This is a genomic window from [Mycobacterium] stephanolepidis, assembly GCF_002356335.1.
GTDB lineage: Bacteria > Actinomycetota > Actinomycetes > Mycobacteriales > Mycobacteriaceae > Mycobacterium > Mycobacterium stephanolepidis.
Window position 1 is genome coordinate 3,177,120 of sequence record NZ_AP018165.1, and the last position, 19,701, is coordinate 3,196,820.

General features: G+C 65.3%; 19 protein-coding genes. 7 read left to right on the top strand and 12 right to left on the bottom strand.

What is annotated here, in order from left to right:
* Nucleotides 1-11: 11 nt before the first annotated feature.
* Nucleotides 12-419, top strand: a complete 408-nt coding sequence (locus MSTE_RS15830) for a PaaI family thioesterase (protein ID WP_096502602.1) — start codon at nt 12-14, stop codon at nt 417-419.
* Here MSTE_RS15830 and MSTE_RS15835 read toward each other — a convergent pair.
* The gene (locus MSTE_RS15835) at nt 416-1,435 is read right to left on the bottom strand and encodes an LLM class flavin-dependent oxidoreductase (RefSeq protein ID WP_096505980.1); all 1,020 of its coding nucleotides are present in this window, start codon (nt 1,433-1,435) and stop codon (nt 416-418) included. The two genes, MSTE_RS15830 and MSTE_RS15835, sit on opposite strands and share 4 nt — an antisense overlap.
* 64 nt (nt 1,436-1,499) lie before the next feature.
* On the opposite strand from MSTE_RS15835, the gene MSTE_RS15840 reads away from it, so the two are divergent.
* Nucleotides 1,500-2,375 carry a D-alanyl-D-alanine carboxypeptidase family protein gene (locus MSTE_RS15840; protein ID WP_096502604.1) on the top strand — a complete coding sequence of 292 codons (876 nt, stop codon included), beginning with the start codon at nt 1,500-1,502 and terminating at the stop codon, nt 2,373-2,375.
* Here MSTE_RS15840 and MSTE_RS15845 read toward each other — a convergent pair.
* From MSTE_RS15845 to ftsY, 8 genes are all read right to left on the bottom strand, one after another.
* On the bottom strand, nt 2,372-2,626 hold the full coding sequence (locus MSTE_RS15845; RefSeq protein ID WP_096502606.1) for a hypothetical protein: 255 nt from the start codon (nt 2,624-2,626) through the stop codon (nt 2,372-2,374). The genes MSTE_RS15840 and MSTE_RS15845 overlap by 4 nt on opposite strands.
* Before the next feature lie 9 nt (nt 2,627-2,635).
* The gene (locus MSTE_RS15850; RefSeq protein WP_096502608.1) at nt 2,636-3,703 is read right to left on the bottom strand and encodes an amidohydrolase family protein; all 1,068 of its coding nucleotides are present in this window, start codon (nt 3,701-3,703) and stop codon (nt 2,636-2,638) included.
* Nucleotides 3,704-3,707: 4 nt separating this feature from the next.
* Nucleotides 3,708-5,270: a signal recognition particle protein gene (gene ffh / locus MSTE_RS15855; protein WP_096502610.1), complete on the bottom strand. Its 1,563-nt coding sequence runs from the start codon at nt 5,268-5,270 to the stop codon at nt 3,708-3,710.
* An 87-nt stretch (nt 5,271-5,357) separates the two neighbouring features.
* A complete protein-coding gene (locus tag MSTE_RS15860; RefSeq protein WP_096502612.1) occupies nt 5,358-5,831 on the bottom strand; it encodes a limonene-1,2-epoxide hydrolase family protein in 474 nt (157 codons plus the stop codon).
* A gap of 76 nt (nt 5,832-5,907) precedes the next feature.
* Entirely contained in the window at nt 5,908-8,286 is a 2,379-nt protein-coding gene (locus MSTE_RS15865; RefSeq protein ID WP_096502614.1) for a [protein-PII] uridylyltransferase, read from the bottom strand.
* Between the two features lie 19 nt (nt 8,287-8,305).
* Nucleotides 8,306-8,644, bottom strand: coding sequence for a P-II family nitrogen regulator (locus MSTE_RS15870; RefSeq protein WP_005056967.1), 339 nt, complete (start codon nt 8,642-8,644; stop codon nt 8,306-8,308).
* 5 nt (nt 8,645-8,649) lie between these two features.
* On the bottom strand, nt 8,650-10,044 hold the full coding sequence (locus tag MSTE_RS15875) for an ammonium transporter (protein ID WP_096502616.1): 1,395 nt from the start codon (nt 10,042-10,044) through the stop codon (nt 8,650-8,652).
* A 138-nt stretch (nt 10,045-10,182) separates the two neighbouring features.
* A complete protein-coding gene (gene ftsY, locus MSTE_RS15880) occupies nt 10,183-11,532 on the bottom strand; it encodes a signal recognition particle-docking protein FtsY (RefSeq protein WP_162291666.1) in 1,350 nt (449 codons plus the stop codon).
* A 70-nt stretch (nt 11,533-11,602) separates the two neighbouring features.
* Between ftsY and fni the strand changes: the two genes are divergently transcribed.
* The 4 genes from fni to MSTE_RS15900 all read left to right on the top strand — a co-directional run bounded on the left by fni (nt 11,603) and on the right by MSTE_RS15900 (nt 15,001).
* The gene (gene fni / locus MSTE_RS15885; protein WP_231897107.1) at nt 11,603-12,571 is read left to right on the top strand and encodes a type 2 isopentenyl-diphosphate Delta-isomerase; all 969 of its coding nucleotides are present in this window, start codon (nt 11,603-11,605) and stop codon (nt 12,569-12,571) included.
* A 58-nt stretch (nt 12,572-12,629) separates the two neighbouring features.
* Nucleotides 12,630-13,151, top strand: a complete 522-nt coding sequence (locus tag MSTE_RS15890; protein WP_096502622.1) for a protein disulfide oxidoreductase — start codon at nt 12,630-12,632, stop codon at nt 13,149-13,151.
* Nucleotides 13,152-13,273: 122 nt separating this feature from the next.
* Nucleotides 13,274-13,984 (top strand): cytochrome c biogenesis CcdA family protein, encoded by a 711-nt coding sequence (locus MSTE_RS15895; RefSeq protein ID WP_456300685.1) that lies wholly within the window; start codon nt 13,274-13,276, stop codon nt 13,982-13,984.
* A 180-nt stretch (nt 13,985-14,164) separates the two neighbouring features.
* Nucleotides 14,165-15,001 carry a TIGR03620 family F420-dependent LLM class oxidoreductase gene (locus MSTE_RS15900; RefSeq protein WP_096502624.1) on the top strand — a complete coding sequence of 279 codons (837 nt, stop codon included), beginning with the start codon at nt 14,165-14,167 and terminating at the stop codon, nt 14,999-15,001.
* Here MSTE_RS15900 and smc read toward each other — a convergent pair.
* From smc to MSTE_RS15915, 3 genes are read right to left on the bottom strand one after another with little or no spacing between them, the layout of a single operon-like run.
* The gene (gene smc, locus MSTE_RS15905) at nt 14,969-18,568 is read right to left on the bottom strand and encodes a chromosome segregation protein SMC (RefSeq protein WP_096502626.1); all 3,600 of its coding nucleotides are present in this window, start codon (nt 18,566-18,568) and stop codon (nt 14,969-14,971) included. The genes MSTE_RS15900 and smc overlap by 33 nt on opposite strands.
* A gap of 26 nt (nt 18,569-18,594) precedes the next feature.
* Nucleotides 18,595-18,873, bottom strand: coding sequence for an acylphosphatase (locus MSTE_RS15910; RefSeq protein WP_096502628.1), 279 nt, complete (start codon nt 18,871-18,873; stop codon nt 18,595-18,597).
* Nucleotides 18,863-19,267, bottom strand: coding sequence for an OsmC family protein (locus MSTE_RS15915; RefSeq protein WP_193442030.1), 405 nt, complete (start codon nt 19,265-19,267; stop codon nt 18,863-18,865). Before MSTE_RS15915 ends, MSTE_RS15910 begins: the two co-directional genes overlap by 11 nt.
* Between MSTE_RS15915 and MSTE_RS15920 the strand changes: the two genes are divergently transcribed.
* Complete coding sequence (locus tag MSTE_RS15920) at nt 19,258-19,701, top strand: hypothetical protein (protein ID WP_096502632.1); 444 nt, start codon at nt 19,258-19,260, stop codon at nt 19,699-19,701. The two genes, MSTE_RS15915 and MSTE_RS15920, sit on opposite strands and share 10 nt — an antisense overlap.

Sequence of the window (19,701 nt, forward strand, 5' to 3'; positions counted from 1 at the left end):
AACTTGTGAGCATGCCGACTCGGACCGAAATCATCACGCAATTCGTCCCGAACTCCCCGCTGTGTCAACACCTGGGAATCACCTTGGCCGAGATTGGCAACGATCGCGCCGTGCTGAGCATGCCTTTCCGGCCCGAGCTGGCCACCATGGGCCACACCGTGCACGGCGGCGCGATCGCGACCCTCGCCGATACCGCGGCCATGGCGGCGGCGTGGGCCGACGACGTGGTGCCCGAAAAGTTCGGCGGCTCAACGGCTTCATTGACGGTCGATTACGTCTCCGCGGCAGAGGCCGCCGACCTTACCGCGGTGGGCCAGGTGGTCCGCCGCGGTAAGCGACTGTCGAACATCGAGGTCACGGTGTCCGACGGCACCGGTCAGGTGGTGGCCAAGGCGTTGGCCACCTATAACTTCGCTTAGGCCGCGCCGGCTTCGTCGCCCGCCAGCAGCTCCCGCACCCGGGGAATGACCTCGCGGCCGTACAGCTCGACGTTTTGCATACCCAGACCCGGCTGTGCGGCCTGGTACACCAGGCTGAACCGGTCGGCACCGAGACCGCGAATGGTTTTGGCCATCTTGGCCGCCACCGTGTCGGGCGAACCGACATACAACGACCCCGACTTCACTTCGGCCAGATACTCCTCGTACCGCGGCGCCGGCCAGCCACGCTCACGACCGATCGTGGTGCGCAATTCCCGGAATCCCGGCCAATACTGTGCGATTGCTTCTTCGTCAGATTCGGCGATGTGCCCTGGACTGTGAACGCCCTGAGGCATCGGCTCGGTGACACCGAGCTGATCTTGAGCTCGCCGGTAGAGATCGACATACGGCTCGAATCGCATGGGGTCACCACCGATGATCGCCAGAATCATCGGTATGCGGTACCGCACGCTGCGGACCACCGATTCCGGCGATCCGCCCACACCCACCCACGCCCGCAAACCGTTCTCCGTCTTGGGATAGACATCGACGTTCTCCAACCCGGCTCGCAGCTTCCCCGACCAGGTCACCGGGTCTCCCGGCAACAGCTTGGCCAAGAGATCGAACTTCTCCTCGAAGAGTTCGTCGTACTCCGCCAGGTCGTATCCGAACAGCGGAAAGGAATCCGTGAACGATCCACGACCGAGCACGACCTCGGCACGGCCGTTCGAGATGCCGTCGAGGGTCGCGAACCGCTGATACACCCGCACCGGATCATCGGTGCTGAGTACCGTGACGGCGGTCGCGAGGGTGATCCGCTCGGTACGGGCGGCGATCGCGGCCAGCATCGTCTCCGGGGACTCCCCCACGAACTCAATGCGGTGATGTTCCCCGATGGCAAAGATGTCGACGCCAACCTCGTCGGCGCGCACCCCTTCCTCCACCACGGCGCGGATCGCTTCCGGATTAGTCATCCCTGCGGGGACGTCGGCGAAGGTGTCCAAACCCAACTGCACTTCGTTCGTCACGACAGCATAAACGGACCGCAGTCCGGTTATGTTCCCGATACCCACCGCGCTAATGTCGGAGCCGATGTCTTCCTTGCCGCCATCCCTTGGCTACCGCGTATTAGCGGTGCTCAGCGCCCTGTTTCTCGCCCTCGCAGCTCCCGGCCTGGCCCATGCGGATACGGCTGCGCCGCCGCCCGAGGGACCGGCCCAGGCGTGGTTGGTCGCAGATCTGGACTCCGGCCAGATCCTCGCCGCCCGAGATCCGTACGCGACACATGCACCCGCGAGCACCATCAAGGTCCTCCTGGCCCTGGTGGCACTCGACGAGTTGCCCCTAGATGCCACCGTGGTGGCCGATGCCGCCGACTCCCACGCCGAATGCAACTGTGTGGGCATCAAGGCGGGACAGGTCTACACAACCCATGACCTACTCGAAGGCGCGCTGCTGGAATCCGGTAACGACGCCGCCAACACCCTCGCCCACATGCTGGGCGGCCGCGAGGCGGCGGTCGAGAAGATGAATGCGAAGGCTGCGGCGCTCGGGGCGACCGGCACGCACACCGCCTCACCCTCCGGACTGGACGCGCCGGGCATGGACATGCGCACCACTCCACATGATCTGGCTGTGATTTTCCGTGCGGCACTGGCCAATCCGGTGTTCGCGGAAATCACCCGCCAGCCGGCCGCCGGCTTCCCCGGCCGCGTGCTGCATAACCAGAACGAGCTGATGTACCGCTATCCGGGAGTGATCGGCGGAAAGACGGGCTTCACGGATATCGCACGCAAGACCTACGTCGTGGCGGCCGAGCGCGAGGGCAAGCGCCTGGTCGTGGTGATGATGTACGGCCTGGTGCACGAGGGTGGCCCGACCTATTGGGACCAGGCCGCGAGCCTGTTCGACTGGGGTTTTGCCAACGACGGTCAAGTCACCGTCGGTTCGCTTTAAGCCTTGGAATTGAGCACCTGAATCACTGTTTCGCCCACGCGCACCCGGCACATGGCAACGGCCAGTGCGACGGCATCCTTCGGCGAAATCTGGGCCACCGCATTGCCACCCGCGGCCGCCTCCTGAACCGCCGCCAACTTTCCGGCGTCGTCCATCGTGTTGAAGTCTCCGCAGAGGGTGTCGGCATGAGCAGTCGGCGGAATCGCAACCGATAGCACCAACACGGTCACCAAAACCCCCACGGCTCGCATGGCCGAACTCTAGCGAATCTGCCCACGCAGCACGATGAGGTCCGGCCGCGAGAGCACCTGAGGGCCGGTGCGCGGGTCTTCGCGATATCCGACGAGGTCGGCGGGTGCGCCATGCTCCAACCCCGGCCGCCCCAGCCATTCGCGAGCCCGCCACGACGCCGCGCCCAGCGCATCGGTGGGGTTCATGCCTATGCGCGTAAGCGCGGCGACCTCATCGGAGATGCGCCCGTGTGCGATCCCGCCGCCGGCATCGGTGCCCGCGTACATCGGGATTCCGGCGTCATACGCGTTCCCGAAGGTCGTGTGCAGACCCGCGTACAGGTCACGCATGTGTTGGGCGTAGACGGGGTACTTGGCCGCGGAGTCGGCGATTCCCGGGAAGTTCTCGATATTGATGACGGTCGGAACCAGCGCGGTACCGTGCTCGACCATCAGGGCGATGGTGTCATCGGTGAGGCCGGTGCCGTGTTCGATGCAGTCGATCCCGGCGCGGATCAAGCCGGGCAGCGCGTCCTCACCGAACACGTGCGCGGTGACACGCGCGCCATGGGCATGCGCGGCCTCAATGGCCTGTTCGAGAATCTCATCGGACCACAGTGGCGCCAGATCACCGACGGAGCGATCGATCCAGTCCCCCACCAGTTTCACCCAGCCGTCGCCCCAACGTGCTTGGAGAGCAATGGCTTCCGGAAGTTGCGACTCATCCTCGATATCGATGGGCAACCCGGGGATGTAGCGCTTGGGTTTGGCCAGATGCCTACCCGCTCGGATGATCCGTGGCAGGTCTTCTCGCTCATCGAAGCCGCGGGTATCCACCGGGGATCCGGCGTCGCGCAAGAGCAGTGCGCCCACGTCACGCTCGGCCTCGGCCTGTGCGACCGCCTCCTCCAGCGAGGTCGGACCGTGCGGGCCGACGCCGACATGGCAATGCGCATCGACAAGCCCGGGTAACAGCCACCCGCCGTCGAAGACGGTGTCGACACCCGCGATCGGTTCCAGGCTTATGACACCGTCGTGCACCCACAGATCGATGGGCTCTTCCGAGGGAAGAGTTCGTCCCCGCAGGTGCGCGAGCATCGGCTCAGTTCTTGGGGAACTTCAGCTTCGAGATGTCGATATCGGCCAGACCGGGAGGCAGCTCGCCGAGGCCCTCGGGCATCCCGGAGAGGTCTGGGAACCCTGCCGGCATGCCCGGGGGCATACCGGGGAATCCGCCCCGGATCTTCGGCTGTGTGGGCCCCCGTGAACCCTTCTTGCCCTTCTTGGTGTTCTTACCGCCCTTGCGGTTGCTCTTGCGGTTGATGGCGCCCATACCCATACGGCCCGCCATCGACGACATCATCTTGCGCGCCTCGAAGAAGCGGTCCACCAGCTGATTGACCTCCGAGACCGCGACCCCGGAACCGTTGGCGATCCGCAGTCGCCGCGAGGCGTTGATGATCTTCGGGTCGGTTCGTTCGGCGGGCGTCATTCCGCGAATGATGGCCTGCACCCTGTCGAGCTGCTTGTCATCGACGGCGGCCAACGCATCCTTCATCTGCCCGGCGCCGGGCAGCATGCCCAACAGGTTGCCGATGGGGCCCATCTTGCGGATCGCGAGCATCTGCTCCAGGAAATCCTCGAGCGTGAGTTCTCCGGAGGTGATCTTTTCGGCGGCGGCCAGGGACTGCTCGGCATCGAAATGCTGCTCGGCCTGCTCGATGAGGGACAGCAGGTCGCCCATGCCCAGGATGCGGCTCGCCATCCGGTCGGGGTGGAAGACGTCGAAGTCCTCAAGCTTTTCGCCGGTCGACGCGAACAGGATCGGGGTGCCGGTGATCTCGCGTACCGAAAGCGCGGCACCACCACGGGCGTCGCCGTCGAGCTTGGTCAAGACGACACCGGTGAATCCGACACCCGCACGGAAGGCCTCGGCGGTGCTCACCGCGTCCTGACCGATCATGGCGTCGAGGACGAAAAGCACCTCGTCGGGATCGACGGCGTCGCGGATCCGCGCGGCCTGGTCCATCAATTCGGCGTCGATACCGAGACGGCCGGCGGTGTCGACGAGCACCACGTCGAAGTGCTGAGCCTTGGCGTGGGCCAGGCCGTCGCGGGCCACAGCGACCGGATCGCCGACCAGCGAGCCGACCTCCAGCCCGCCGGGCGCAGCACCCGGATGCGGCGCGTAAACGGAAACCCCGGCGCGCTCAGCGACCACCTGCAACTGGTTCACCGCGCCCGGGCGCTGCAGGTCGCAGGCCACCAGAAGCGGGGTATGCCCTTGCCCCTTAAGCCATTTCGCGAGCTTGCCGGCAAGGGTCGTCTTACCGGCACCTTGCAGACCGGCGAGCATGACCACGGTCGGCGGAGTCTTGGCGAACGCCAGCTGACGGGTTTCCCCGCCGAGGATGCCGATGAGCTCCTCGTTGACGATCTTGACGACCTGCTGCGCCGGGTTCAGCGCGCCGGACACCTCGGCGCCCTTGGCGCGTTCCTTGATGCGCCCGATGAAGGTACGCACCACGGGCAGCGCGACATCGGCTTCCAGCAGCGCCAGCCGGATGGTCCGGCAGGTCGCGTCGATATCGGCGTCGGACAGACGTCCCTTGCCCCGTAGGCCAGCAAGGGCATCGGTCAACCGGTCAGACAGCGATTCAAACACGTCGACCAGCCTAGCTGGCGGCCCCTTTTGGGCCTCCGTCGTGGCGGACAATCCGAATACGCCGACCTCGCCCGCCTACCCCCATACCTACCCGGCGGCCGGTGGTTGCGGGCGCAGTGGCGGAATGATGATGCCGACAACGCCACGCAAACTCCACCCTATGAGGCTGAGATAGTCGATGCTGTCGCGCCAGAAGACGACCTTGTCGTCGACAAACTTCATGGTGGCTTTGATCCGGAACCGCACCCACAAGGGGCCTAGCTTGGCGATGTCGATGCGGTCACTGATCACGGCGTCGCCCTGCTGCACGACACTCAGTGGTGACACGGTGAGTCCGGAAACGCATGCCCGAAAGCCCCGCGCCAAGGCAGACCTGAGACTCTCCTTGCCCTTGATCTTCGGAACGGGTGCGAGCACGTGCTCGACGTCATCTGAGAAGAACTTCAGATAGCCGTCGAGATCCAGAGTCGCCATCGTGGCGAAGGCGTCCTTCACCAGCTCCACGTGTGGGTGCGCGTTCGACGGGTGCCCGCCGCTCATTCGATCCTCTAGAAATGCCATGCCCAGACAATCGCCCGTGACCTGCTGCCACCTCTACCCGCAGCGCTGCCAACCACTGCCAGATCGCTTGTCTGAGCTAGCTGGCGGCCTTCTTCGGCTCGGGTGCGGCCACAGGCAACACCGAGGCGATGGCCGCCTCCAACACTGCCTGCTCGGGACCGGTGCTGAGACAGAAGGTGTCGACCACCGAGGAACCGAGGGTGTTGACCCTGGCCCATGCGATGTCCACGCCGTGTCGCTCCAGGGTCGCGGTGATGCGCGCCAGCAGCCCGGGCGCATCGGAGGTGCGGATCTCCACGATCTGCTGGTCGAAATTCCCCGCGGGCTCGAACCAGCGGATGCGCGGCGGCGCAGGTGCGTAATTGGTGGGAACCGCAGGTGTCGCATCCCCGACAAGGCCGGTGGAGAACTGCGCTGACTCGCGTTCGCGCTCATCGAGCGTCGCGATGATGTCGGTATCGCCGTCGATAGCGGAGATCAGCTGCTGGCGCAGCAGCCCCGCGGCCGGAGGTGAACCGAACCGCGGCGACACCTCGAAGGTGTTGATGGCTGAACCGGCGTGGCTGGCCACCGAGGCCGAGAACACCCGCAACGAATTCAGCGACAGCACCCCGGCGGCCTTGGAGAGCAGCCCACGTTGATCGGGCGCAATCATGCTCACGGTGTACATGTGGGGTGATCCCGCGGGCACCAGACGCACCTGAACCCCACCATCTGCCGCCAGCGAAAGCAGTTCCGGATCAATGGGATCAGGTTCGGGCAGCGGTTCACCACGCATCACCATCCGGCATTTGCGCACCAGCTCCCCGATCAGCGACGCCTTCCAGTCGCCCCACACCCCAGGACCGGTGGCCAGCGAGTCTGCCTCCGCGAGTTGCTGCAACAGCTCCAGGAGCAGCAGATCGCCCCCGAGCGTATTGACCACGGTGTCAATGGTTTCCGGGTCGCCGAGATCGCGCCGGGTGGCGGTGTTGGGCAGCAGCAGGTGATAACGCACGATCCTGGACAGCAAGTCCACATCGGACGGCCACAGTCCCAGCCGGGTACCGATCTGCACGGCCAAATCCGCACCGACAACGCTGTGGTCACCGCCGCGCCCCTTGCCGATGTCGTGCACCAGCGCACCGAGAACCAGCAGATCGGGGCGAGACACCCTGGTGGTGAAGGCGCTCGCCTGCGCAACTGTTTCGACAAGATGCCTGTCGACCGTCCAGATGTGCACGATGTCGCGCGGCGGCAGGTCGCGGACCGGCCCCCATTCGGGGAAGAGCCTGCCCCACAACCCGGTTCGATCCAGCGCCTCAATGGTGGCGACCGCATGCGGACCCGCCTCCAGAAGTACCAACAAATCCTTGAGCGCCTCCCGAGGCCACGGTGCACGAAGCTCGGGTGCCGATTCGGCAAGACGACTCAGCGTGGACGAGGAGATCGGCAGTCCAGTGGTCGCCGAGGCCGCCGCCACCCGCAGGATCAGCGACGGGTCGCGTTCTGGACGAGCATCGCGAGCTAGCACCACCTCGCCGGCGTGCTCCACCACGCCCTCGTCGAGCGGACGTCGGACCGTGCGCCGCAGTACCGAAATACCGCGTCGGGGAATCGAATTAACGGCGGTCCGCAGCCCTACATCGACCGAGTAGCTGATGGTGCGGGCCGCGTCCGACAGCATCCGGGCCAGGTCGAACCGATCGCCGATACGCAGCGCCGCCCCGATCTCGTCAGCGAACTGGGCCAGCAGCTGATCGCGCTCCCGTCCGGCGACCCGATGCAATTCGGTGCGCACATCCAAGATGACCGAATGGGCGCCGTCGAACGACTTCGCCAGCCCACTATCGGTGAGCTGGGCGATGGCGAGCGCCCGAAGTAGCTGAACATCGCGCAGACCGCCGCGTCCGGACTTCAGATCGGGTTCGGCCCGATGTGCGATCTCGCCGCTGCGCCGCCATCGTGCCTGCGTGTACTCGATCAGCTCATCGAGTCGTGTCCGGATCTGCGAACGCCATTGCTGGCGTACGCCCCCGATCATCAGGCTGGACAACTGCGCGTCCCCGGCTATATGCCTGGCATCGAGCAGCGACAATGCCGCCGACATCTCCTGTCCGGCGACATGCAGGGTGTCGGCCACCGTGCGGACACTGTGGTCGAGCCGAATATTGGCGTCCCACAACGGGTACCACAGGCCGTCCGCGACGTCACTGAGGGTCTCCGTCGAGATGTTCTCGTCGTGCAGCAGCACCAAATCCAAGTCCGAGTGCGGCAGCATCTCGCGACGACCAAGCCCACCGAGTGCCACGATGGCGAATCCACTGGAGTCGGTGATGCCGACCTCAGCGGCCTTGGTTGTCAGCCAAAGCTCGTTGAGGTCGGTCATCGCCTCACGGATCGCGCCGGCATTCAACCGGCCGCTATCACCGAGCAGCTGCGCCCTGGCGGCCACGAGGTCCGTTGCGGCGCCCATGTGATTACCGTCCTAAGTGTTAGAGGGCATCCGCGCCCCGCTCGCCGGTGCGCACCCGCACCACCGAGTCAACGGGGCTCACCCAGACTTTGCCGTCGCCGATCTTGCCGGTGCGTGCGGCGGTCACGATGACCTCCACCACCTTGTCGACAGCGCTGTCGTCTACCACTACCTCGACACGAACCTTCGGCACGAAGTCCACCGAGTACTCAGCGCCGCGGTACACCTCGGTGTGGCCCTTCTGCCGGCCGTAGCCCTGCACCTCGCTGACCGTCATGCCGAGGATGCCCGCCTGCTCCAGGCCAGTCTTGACATCTTCCAGCGTGAACGGTTTGACGATCGCGGTGACCAGCTTCATGTCCCTCATTCCTCCCTGCCGCTGCTGTGGCGGCCGATGATCGAACCACTTCCCAGTGCGACAAAGTCGTATGCGCCTTCAGCGTGTTGGGATTCGTCGGCTCCGGCCGCTTCTCCCTCGTCGCTGATGCGCAGGCCAATGGTGTACTTCACGATGAGTGCAACGATAGCGGTGCCTATTGCCGAATAGAGCAGAACCGCCCCGGCGCCAAGGGCTTGGCGCCACAACTGTTCTAGTCCGCCGCCGTAGAACAGACCGGCCACGGCCGCACCGGTCTCGGGCGCGGCGAACAACCCGATGAGCAACGTGCCGACGATTCCACCGACCAGGTGCACACCGACAACATCCAACGAGTCATCAAATCCTAACTTGTACTTCAGCCCCACCGCCAGCGCGCACAAGATCCCGGCGATGACGCCAATGGCAAGGGCGCCAGCCACATTCACCGACGAGCACGACGGTGTGATGGCCACCAAACCCGCCACAATTCCCGAGGCCGCACCCAACGAGGTCGCATGCCCGTCCCGAATACGCTCGGTGAGCAGCCAGCCCAGCATCGCCGCGGCGGTGGCCACCGTGGTGGTCACAAACGTCGATCCCGCCAAACCATTAGAGCTCGTTGCCGACCCGGCGTTGAACCCATACCAGCCGAACCACAACAGACCAGCACCGAGCATCACAAACGGCAGGTTATGCGGGCGCATCGGCGTGCCGGGCCACCCCTTGCGCTTACCCAAGATCAGCGCCAACACCAGACCCGCGGTACCGGCATTGATATGCACCGCGGTACCACCGGCAAAGTCAATTGCCTTGAGCTGATTGGCAATCCACCCACCCTTCTCAGCAGCGGCACCATCGAACGCGAAAACCCAATGCGCAACCGGGAAATACACGATCGTGACCCACAAACCCGCGAACAACAGCCACGACCCGAACTTCAACCGATCGGCCACCGCACCGGAAATCAGCGCCACGGTGATGATGGCGAACATCAACTGAAAAGCCACGAACACCGTCGCGGGAATCGTGCCCACCAACGGGATATTGACAACCTCGGCCGCCTCGATCCCATTAGCCGGATCGGCGATCACGGCCTCAGCAGCATTACCGCCGATAAGACCCTTCAGACCGAAGAACTGCGCCGGGTTACCGAACAACCCCGACACATCGTTACCGAACGCCAACGAGTACCCATACAGCACCCAGAGCACTGTCACCAGGCCCATCGCACTGATGCTCATCATGATCATGTTGAGCACGTTCTTCGCGCGGACCATGCCGCCGTAGAAGAAGGCCAGGCCCGGTGTCATCAACAACACCAACGCGGCACTGGCCAGCATCCACGCAGTGTCTCCGGTGTTCGGGACACCAAATGTCGGGAAACCATCCACTAGCGGCATTCCTCTCGAGGATCTTGAAGCTTGAACTCTGCCCATGCAGAGTGCGCAGCGGATGTTTCCGAGAGGGCGCGCATGTGTTTCGCGTCTGTTACCGGTTTCAGCGGAAGCGAGCGAAGCGACCAGGGATCAACGGCGCCCTTACCCCAGCAGGGCGTCGACGAAGGCCGGGGGCTCGAATGGAGCCAGATCGTCGGGCCCCTCCCCCAGGCCAACTAGCTTCACCGGCACGCCAAGTTCACGCTGCACGTGAAAAACAATGCCGCCCTTGGCCGTTCCGTCGAGTTTGGTGAGTGCCACCCCGGTGATGTCTACCACGTCAGCGAACACCCGGGCCTGCGCCAAGCCGTTCTGCCCAATCGTGGAATCGAGAACCAGCAGCACCTCGTCGACCTCGGCGCGCCGTTCCACGACACGTTTGATCTTGCCCAGCTCATCCATGAGGCCGGTCTTTGTGTGAAGGCGTCCGGCGGTATCGATCACCACCACATCGGCACCCTCGCGGATCCCCGCGTCGACGGCGTCGAAAGCGACCGAGGCGGGATCGGCTCCCTCGGCACCCCGCACTACCTGAGCACCCACGCGCTGCCCCCAGGCCTGCAACTGGTCGGCTGCTGCGGCACGGAAGGTGTCCGCGGCCCCGAGCACCACCCGGCGACCGTCAGCGACCAGCACCCGGGCCAGCTTGCCGACGGTGGTGGTCTTACCCGTCCCGTTCACCCCGACGATGAGAAGCACCGAAGGTTTCTCGTTGTGCGGCAGCGCCTTGATGGACCGGTCGAGGTCGGGCCGCAGCTCGTCGATGAGCACCTCGCGCAGCAGGGCCCGCGCCTGTGCCTCGGTGCGCACGCTGCGCGCGGCCATCTCGCTGCGCAGCCTGTCCACGATCGACGTGGTGACCGCGGTGCCCAGATCGGCGATCAGCAGGGTGTCCTCGACCTCCTCCCACGATTCCTCGTCGAGGTCTCCCGCCCCCAGCAGGCCCAGTAGGCCCCGACCCACAGCGTTCTGCGAACTGGCCAGCCGTCCCCGCAATCGATCGAGACGTCCCGCCACCGGCGCGATCTCATCGAGCACCGCCCCGGGTTCGGGTTCTGGTTCTGGTTCTGGTTCTGGTTCTGGTTCTGGTTCTGGTTCGGCGACAGCCTCGGGCTCCGGTTCGGGTGCCGCGACGGGCTCGGGCTGCGGTACCGGTTCAGGTGCGAGTTCGGGCAGCTGAACATTGGAGATGGTGCGCCGCGGCGCGTCCCGCGGCACTTCGGCGTCATCACCCACACTGGGCACGGGAGTTGCCTGCGCTCCGCCCTCACTGAAGGTGATGGTGGAGCCGGCGCTGTATCCGCCGGAACGGTCGGCCGGTGTGGCGCCCTCGGTGATCCCCGTGTTTGTGTCGGAACGTGTCAGGCTGATACGACGGGAGCGGTAACGCACCAGTCCGAAGACCAATGCGGCAAAAACCACGACGGCGACGATCGCAATGGCAATCCACACTTCAAAAGGCACCAGGGCATTGTTACAGGAACGCAAGAAGCGCCACATTGACGCCTGCCTGAGCGATCCAGTGCAGTACGTCACCCGAACCACGGGACTGGAAAGACTCGACCTGCCTTATATGGCGTTGCCCAATACCAGCCTCGCCGGGGTTGACCTGTCCACCGAGTTTCTGGGCAAGCGGTTGGCCGCTCCTGTTCTCATCGGAGCGATGACCGGCGGCGCGAAACTTTCGGGCACCATCAATCGCAACCTCGCGGCCGCCGCCCAAGAGCTGGGCATCGGCATGATGCTCGGTTCGCAACGGGTCATGCTGGTCGACCCCGACAGCGCCGCGACGTTCGCGGTGCGAGAGGTAGCACCCGACATCCTGCTGATCGGCAACATCGGGCTGGCACAGCTCGGCAACACCGCGGCCGCCGCGCAGCTCAACGACCTGGTGCAGCGGGTTGGGGCGGACGCGCTGGCGGTGCACACCAATCCGCTGCAGGAGGCCGTGCAGCCCGACGGCGATACCGATTTCACCGGTCAGGTGTACCGGCTCGCCGAGCTGACCCACGAGGTCGAATTTCCGGTGCTCCTCAAGGAGGTCGGCCATGGCATCAGTGGGGCGGCAGCGCGCCGCCTCGGCGGATGCCGTCTTGCGGCCATCGACGTCGCCGGCGCGGGCGGCACGTCCTGGGCCCGGGTGGAGCAGTTCGTCAGGTTCGGCGCCATCACCTCACCCGACCTCGCCGAATGGGGTATCCCGACAGCCGATGCGCTCATCGAGGTTCATGCCGAGCTGCCGCATCTGCCCCTCGTCGGTTCGGGCGGCATACGTACCGGGATGGACGCTGCCAAGGCGATCGCGCTGGGCGCGAGCGCCGTGTCGGTAGCACTCCCCCTCCTGGCACCCGCGGTGCAATCGCCGCAGGCAGTGATCGCCTGGCTCGAACAATTCCTCGACGAGCTGCGCATCGCCATGCACTGTGCCGATGTCAACACGATCGCCCAGCTGCAGCGAGTTTCACTGCGTCCCCGTTCAAGCCCCCGCTAAACAGGCCAGACCCGTCATACACTGCGGGAGTCACATCTCGTCCCAGGAGGTTCTTGGCATGAATATCCAATTCGGGGGACGTAACAAGTTTCGGGCCGTGGCGCGGACCCTTGCGGTCACCGTCGCTGTGTTGTTGATATCGGCCGGCATCGTCCGGGCGCCCGTGGCGCGAGCCGACTCCCTGCTCGATTTCACCGGCACCACCGTCTCGGGCGCGCCCTTCAACGGTGCCAGCCTCAAGGGCAAGCCGGTCGTGCTGTGGTTCTGGGCCGCGTACTGCCCGTTCTGCAACGGCGAGGGACCGCATGTGAGTGCGGTATCGGCGGCTAACCCCCGTGTCACCTTCGTCGGCATCTCCGGCCGCGGTTCGGTGGGAGAAATGGAGGGATTCATTTCGCGCTACAACCTTCACTTCACCAACCTCAATGACGCCGACGGTTCGTTGTGGCGGCAGTTCGGTGTGCCCTGGCAGCCGGCCTACCTGTTCATCAACTCCAACGGCACCTCGGACTTTGCGAACAACCCGACATCGTCGATGTCCGAACAGGAGCTCAGCGACCGGGTGAAGGCACTGACCTGACCTCACTTGCCTTTGCAGCCGGGCTGATCGCCGCGCTCAACCCGTGCGGATTCGCGTTACTCCCGGTCTATCTCGCCCTCGTGGTACGCGGACCGGGCGCCGAAATCGGGAAGTCGCGAGCAGTGGCTCGCGCGGTCATCGCCACCGTGGTGATGGCGGCCGGGTTCGTCGCGGTCTTCACCGTTTTCGGGTTGTTGACGGTGTCGGTGGCATCCGTGGTGCAGCGGTATCTGCCGTTTGTGACAGTGGTCTTCGGAATCGGTTTGGTGATCCTCGGTCTGTGGCTCTTGTCCGGCCGCGACATCATCGCGCTTATGCCCAAGGTGCTGGATGCGAACGCCCCCACCACCCGGCTGGGCTCCATGTTCGGCTACGGCGTGGGATACGCGGTGGCCTCGTTGTCCTGCACCATCGGCCCCTTCCTGGCAGTCACCAGCACCACCTTTGAAAGCGGCTCCCTATTCGACGGTGTCATGGTCTATCTGGCGTACGCCTCCGGCATCACCCTCGTGGTGGGCACGCTGGCCGTGTCCACCGCGTTGGCAAGCACGGTGCTACTGAACGCCATGCGGCGCGCACTGCCCTATCTGAATCGGATCAGTGGCGCCATCCTTCTCGTGGTCGGCGCCTACGTGGGCTATTACGGCAGCTATGAGGTCAGGCTGTTCCACGCCAACGGCAACCCCGATGACCCGATCATCAACGCGGCCGGGAAGATTCAGCGCACGATCTCAGGCTGGGTGTATCTGCACGGCGCCTGGCCGTGGTTGTTCATCCTCGGGTTGGTGGCGGTCGGCGCGGCTATTTGGTGGCGCAATACTGCGAAGGAATAGCTCACCGGGCGTAGCATCATATGCATGACTAGCAATGAGACCGTCGCACCCGAGACCTCTGCGAGCTGCGACAACCCGAACTGCACCTGTACCAACTGTCAGTGCGGGGCCAACTGCTCCTGCGGCTCTGACAAGTAGCCTCAGGGAATACCCACGGCGCACGCGTGCGTTCGCCGTGAGGTGACCACACCGGAGTTCGCCCCGTACGGATTCTTCACTCACTACGCGACGGTCGACGCCGACCTGCTGCGGGCCGTCGAGAATCTTGGCTTTGATACCGCGTGGCTGGGCGGTTCGCCCCCTGCCGATCTGCCATGGGTAGATCCACTGCTCTCCGCCACCGAGCGGATCAGGATCGTGACCGCGATCGTGAACATCTGGTCGGCGCCCGCCCGGGAAGCCGGCCAATCATGGCAGCGCATTCAGGCCGCTCACCCGGGACGTTTCATTCTCGGTATCGGTGCCGGTCATCCCGAGGTCGATAGCGGAGTCGTCTACAAGCCGTACTCCGGACTCGTCGACTATCTCGATGTGCTCGACGACGCCGGGGTTCCCCGGGAAGGCCGGGGTCTTGCCGCGCTCGCAGAGAAATCGCTCAAACTCGCCGCGGACCGTTCGGCGCTGGCCCATCCGTATCTCACACCGCCATCACATACCCGTTGGGCCCGTGAGCTTCTGGGACCCGGCGCGATCATCGTCCCAGAGCAGAAGGTGGTGCTGACCACCGATCCCGATGAAGCTCGCGCGATTGGCCGTCAGGCCCTGGATCTGTACCTCGGCCTCACCAACTACCTCACCATGTTGGAGCGCTTCGCGGGCAGCAAGGAAGATCTGGTCAAACCCGGTAGCGACAAGCTGGTGGATTCCCTCGTCGCTTACGGCACGCCCGAACAGATCGCGGCCCGGCTGCAGGAGCATCGGGATGCCGGGGCCACCCAAGTGGCCATCCAGGTACTGGGCGATCCCGCCAAACGTGCTGAGACGCTAAGTGTTTTGGCCCGCGGGCTGGGTCTCTAGGCCGCGCATACGCTGCGAGACCACCTGAGTGATGCCGTCATCGCGCATGCTGACGCCGTAGAGCGCGTCCGCGACCTCCATCGTCGGTTTCTGATGGGTGATCACGATGAGCTGCGACTTCTCGCGCAGCTGCTCGAACAGGCCGATCAGGCGCTGCAGGTTGACATCGTCGAGTGCGGCCTCGACCTCGTCCATCACATAGAAGGGCGAGGGCCGCGCGCGGAAGATCGCCACCAGCATGGCGACCGCGGTCAGCGACTTCTCACCGCCGGAGAGCAGTGAGAGGCGTTTGACCTTCTTGCCCGGCGGACGCGCCTCCACTTCGATACCGGTGGTGAGCATGTCGTTGGGATCGGTGAGCACCAACCGGCCTTCACCACCGGGGAACAACGACGCGAACACGCCCTTGAACTCGTGCTCCACATCGGCATACGCCTCGGTGAAGACCTGCAGAATGCGTGTGTCGACGTCGGCGACGACATCGAGCAGGTCCTTGCGAGCCGCCTTCACATCCTCGAGCTGCGTGGACAGGAAGTTGTAGCGCTCTTCCAGTGCCGCGAACTCTTCCAGGGCAAGAGGATTCACCTTGCCGAGCTCGCGTAGGTCCTTCTCGGCGCGCTTGGCGCGGCGCTCCTGAGTGTCCCGGTCGAACGGCATGGGCTGCGGCGCGCTCACCTGCTCACCGCGCTCGCGGGCCTGCTCGTATTCGTCCAGTTCCTGCTGCGAGGGCGGCAATTCGACATGCGGACCGTACTCGGCGATGAGGTCGTCGGCGGCCATCCCGAACTGTTCGAGCACCTGCTCGGAGAGCTGCTCGATACGCAGGGCCGCTTGGGCTTTGGCAACTTCATCGCGATGCAGCGCATCGGTCAGACGGGCCAGGCCCTGCGTGTGTTCGCGGACCTCCTCGCGCACCGCACCTATCGCCGCGGCGTGCTGCGCGCGGGTGGCGCTGAGCAAGTCTCGGCGCGCGGACGCCGCGGCGACCACGTGTTCAAGGCGAGCCGCAACCAACCGTCCCGACTCGGCCACTGCGGCCGCCACCGCGGCCGCCCGCATCCGGGAGGCCGCCGCCCGCTCCGCCCGCGCACGCGCCTCACGCTCGGCCGTCGCGGCACGGCGCAACGAATCAGCTTTACCGCGAACCGAATTCACCCGCTCCTCGGAGGTACGTACCGCCAGGCGCGCCTCGATCTCCACCGAACGGGCGTCTTCGAGCTCAATGGCCATATCGTCGCGGTCAATCGGCTCGTCATCGAACAGGTTGGGCGCCTCTTCGGCATTGCGCAGCCGGGACTCGACCTCAGCCAGTTCCTCCATGGTCTTGGCGCGGCCCAGTTCGAGCTGATCGCGTTGCAGGGTGAGCTTTTTCACCTCGTCGGAGGCAACACGGACGTCTTGGCCGACGCGGCCCAACTGCTCGTACACCGCGGAGATGGCCGCATCGGATTCGTTGAGGGCGGCCAGGGCCTGCTCGGCAGTGTCCTGACGGGCCGTCTGCTCCGCCAGCGCGCCAGCCAATGCGGCGGAGATCTCGCCCACCTGAGTCTCGGTGGCCCGCAGCTCTTCTCCCGCAGCCTCGATGGCGGCCTGGACCTCAAGGGTGCTCTGCTTCTTGTCGGAGCCGCCGGCAACCCATCCGGCGCCCACCCGGTCGCCCTCGATGGTCACGGCCCGCAGCAACGGGTTGGCCAGCACCACCTCGATGGCGGCGCCCAGCTCATCGACGACCACCACCGAAGCCAGCATTGCCGATACCGCCGTGGCCAGCCGCTCGGGCGCCTCGACCAGATCGGCGGCCCAGTGCGCCCCGGGCGGCAGAGCGATCGCAGGACGTGTGTGCGAGTGTGCGGGCCACTCGCCGAACACAATCGCTGCCCGTCCGCCGTCGGAAGCCTTCAATGCGGCCACCGCCGCCTGCGCCGCGGCGGGATTCTCGGCGGCTACCGCGTCCGCGGCAGGCCCCATTGCGGTCGCGATGGCGCCCTGATAACCGGGCCGCACTTTGACCAGCTGCGCGATAGATCCGAAAATCCCAGCACCACTACGGTTCTCGGTGAGCCAGGCCGAGCCGTCCTTACGTTCCAGGCCGATGGCCAGTGCGTCGATACGTGCCTTGAGTGAGGCGATCTGCCGTTCGGCCTGCCGTTCGGCCGACTGCAGTTCGGCCACGCGTTCATTGGCGATCGACAACGCAGAGACCGAGCGCTCGTGGTGCTCGTCCAGCCCGACCTCGCCCTGATCCAGCTCGGCCACCCGCGCCTTGACCGTGTCGAACTCGGTCTGCGCGACCTCGCCGCGCACCGTCGCCTCACCGATCGCCTCGGTGAGTCGCTGCGCCTGACCGTCGATGGATTCCAGTCGCGTGCGCATCGTGTCGACCTGGCCGGTAAGCCGGGCCAGGCCCTCACGGCGGTCCGCCTCGGCAGCGACAGCGGCCAGGTGTTGGCGCTGTGCCTGAGCGACGGCAGCCTCCTTGGCCGACAACTCGGCCTTCGCCGTGGTCAGCTGTTCGGTGACCGTTTCCAGCTGCGCGATCAGCAGTCGTTCCTGCTCGGCCACGCGCTCCGCCTGCGCCTCCAGCTCTTCGGGATCCGGTCCGGTCGGGGCGGCCACCACTTCATCGAGGTGGCTGGCCCGCTCGCCGGCGATCCGGACCGTGGCACTTACCCGTTCGGCGAGCGCCGAGAGCCGGAACCAGGTCTGTTGCGCCAGCTCGGCCTGCGGCATGAGCTCGCTCAGTGCCGTCTCATGCTCGGTCAGCAGGGCGGTGGCAACGTCGAGCTTCTCGCTGATCTCCGCGTGTTGCTTGCGCAGCGCCGTCTCGGCATCGTTGGTTCCGTCGAAGTCCGCCCGGCGAGTCACCAGGTCATCGGCGGCAAGACGCAGTCGTGCATCGCGCAGATCGGCCTGCACGGTAGCGGCGCGGCGCGCAACTTCCGCTTGGCGGCCAAGGGGTTTGAGTTGACGACGTAACTCGGTGGTGAGGTCGGTGAGCCGGGCGAGGTTGGCGGCCATCGACTCGAGCTTGCGAACCGCCTTTTCCTTGCGCTTACGGTGCTTGAGCACACCGGCCGCTTCCTCGATGAAGGCGCGACGATCCTCCGGTCGCGATTCCAGGATCTGCGACAGGCGCCCCTGCCCGACGATGACGTGCATTTCCCGGCCGATGCCCGAGTCGGACAGCAGCTCCTGGACGTCCATCAGCCGGCAGCTCTGGCCATTGATCTCGTACTCGCCTGCGCCGTCTCGGAACATCCGGCGGGTGATCGACACCTCGGAGTACTCGATCGGCAGCGCGTGGTCGGAATTGTCGATCGTCAGGGTCACTTCGGCCCGGCCCAACGGTGCGCGGGTCGATGTCCCCGCGAAGATGACGTCTTCCATCTTGCCGCCGCGCAGGGCCTTGGCGCCCTGTTCGCCCATCACCCAGGACAGGGCATCCACAACATTGGACTTACCCGAGCCATTGGGGCCGACGACGCAGGTGATACCCGGCTCCAGACGCAGAGTCGTCGGCGAAGCAAAGGACTTGAAGCCCTTCAGCGTCAGACTCTTGAGGTGCACAGCGGGCCAGAATACCGGTCTTGGCGCTAACGCTCGCTAAACCCGGAAACAGGCTCGCCGGGCTGTTGCCAGCTATCCACCACAAGATCTACGCGACCTGGCGTTTCACCGCTGTTCAACTTGGCAAGCAGCTGTTCACACACGGCCTTGTCCCCCTGTGCGACGACGTGCACGCGGCCGTCGCGCGCGTTGGCGGCATATCCGGTCAGGCCGAGTTCAAGGGCGCGGGATCGCACCCACCAACGGAACCCGACCCCCTGGACATGCCCGTGTACCCACGCGTCGAGGCGGACCTCAGGACTCAATGGTGAAGTTCACCTCGGCTCCGGCTTTCAGGGTGCGCCCCACCGTGCAGACCTGATCGACGGCGCGTTCCACGACGGTCAGTACCCGCGCGCGTTCCTCAGGTGTGAGCGCGCTCAGATCGATGACCATCTTCTCGTCGAGCACCGGGTAGCGCTCCTGCTCCCGATCGGCAGGGCCACTGACGTCGATGCGCACCTGGTAGTCGTCGCCCAGGCGACGCGCCAGAGGCTGGTCGCTGGACATCCCGCTACAGGCCGCGAGCGCGATCTTGAGCAGCTCACCGGGGGTGAAGACCCCGTCGACAGTCTCCGATCCGATCAGCACTTCTGCACCTCGGGAGCTATGTCCCGTGTAGCGCCGATTGCCCGTACGCTCTACCCATAATGACGTCACGCCCGCAATGCTATGTAATCGCCGCCATCACGGCCGCGATGACTTTCTGCGCCTCATTTTTCTGGGCGCCAACTGCCGCGGCGGAACCCATAGTGGCGCTAGAGTCACTCTTGCTGCGTCCGTACAGCGAGGTACGGGCGCAGTTGTTGTCTGGTTCGTGGGCTCCTCGCATCGAGGAGCTGGTGTATATCCCGCCGGGCGATCCCAAGATCGTGCCGACGTCTGCCATGCGACAGACCTTCACGGTGGTCGATACCTGCTTCACCAAACGGATCACTCCGATGGGCATCTACCTTCTGTTGGCGGCACCGGAAACCGTGGAGAAGGTCGGCGCCGACAATTTCCGGGCCACCTACGGTCAGTTGGTGCCCAAGTATCGTCCGGGTTGCGATCCCGACGTCCAACAGATCGATCTGGGCCGCCCGCCCTTCTGA

Excerpts from the sequence above, each read along its gene's own strand:
- MSTE_RS15830 (WP_096502602.1), top strand. The coding sequence starts at position 12 with ATGCCGACTCGGACCGAAATCATCACGCAATTCGTCCCGAACTCCCCG.
- MSTE_RS15840 (WP_096502604.1), top strand. The coding sequence starts at position 1,500 with ATGTCGGAGCCGATGTCTTCCTTGCCGCCATCCCTTGGCTACCGCGTA.
- MSTE_RS15845 (WP_096502606.1), bottom strand. The coding sequence starts at position 2,626 with ATGCGAGCCGTGGGGGTTTTGGTGACCGTGTTGGTGCTATCGGTTGCG.
- MSTE_RS15850 (WP_096502608.1), bottom strand. The coding sequence starts at position 3,703 with ATGCTCGCGCACCTGCGGGGACGAACTCTTCCCTCGGAAGAGCCCATC.
- MSTE_RS15860 (WP_096502612.1), bottom strand. The coding sequence starts at position 5,831 with ATGGCATTTCTAGAGGATCGAATGAGCGGCGGGCACCCGTCGAACGCG.
- MSTE_RS15865 (WP_096502614.1), bottom strand. The coding sequence starts at position 8,286 with ATGGGCGCCGCAACGGACCTCGTGGCCGCCAGGGCGCAGCTGCTCGGT.
- MSTE_RS15870 (WP_005056967.1), bottom strand. The coding sequence starts at position 8,644 with ATGAAGCTGGTCACCGCGATCGTCAAACCGTTCACGCTGGAAGATGTC.
- MSTE_RS15875 (WP_096502616.1), bottom strand. The coding sequence starts at position 10,044 with ATGCCGCTAGTGGATGGTTTCCCGACATTTGGTGTCCCGAACACCGGA.
- MSTE_RS15890 (WP_096502622.1), top strand. The coding sequence starts at position 12,630 with ATGAATATCCAATTCGGGGGACGTAACAAGTTTCGGGCCGTGGCGCGG.
- MSTE_RS15920 (WP_096502632.1), top strand. The coding sequence starts at position 19,258 with ATGACGTCACGCCCGCAATGCTATGTAATCGCCGCCATCACGGCCGCG.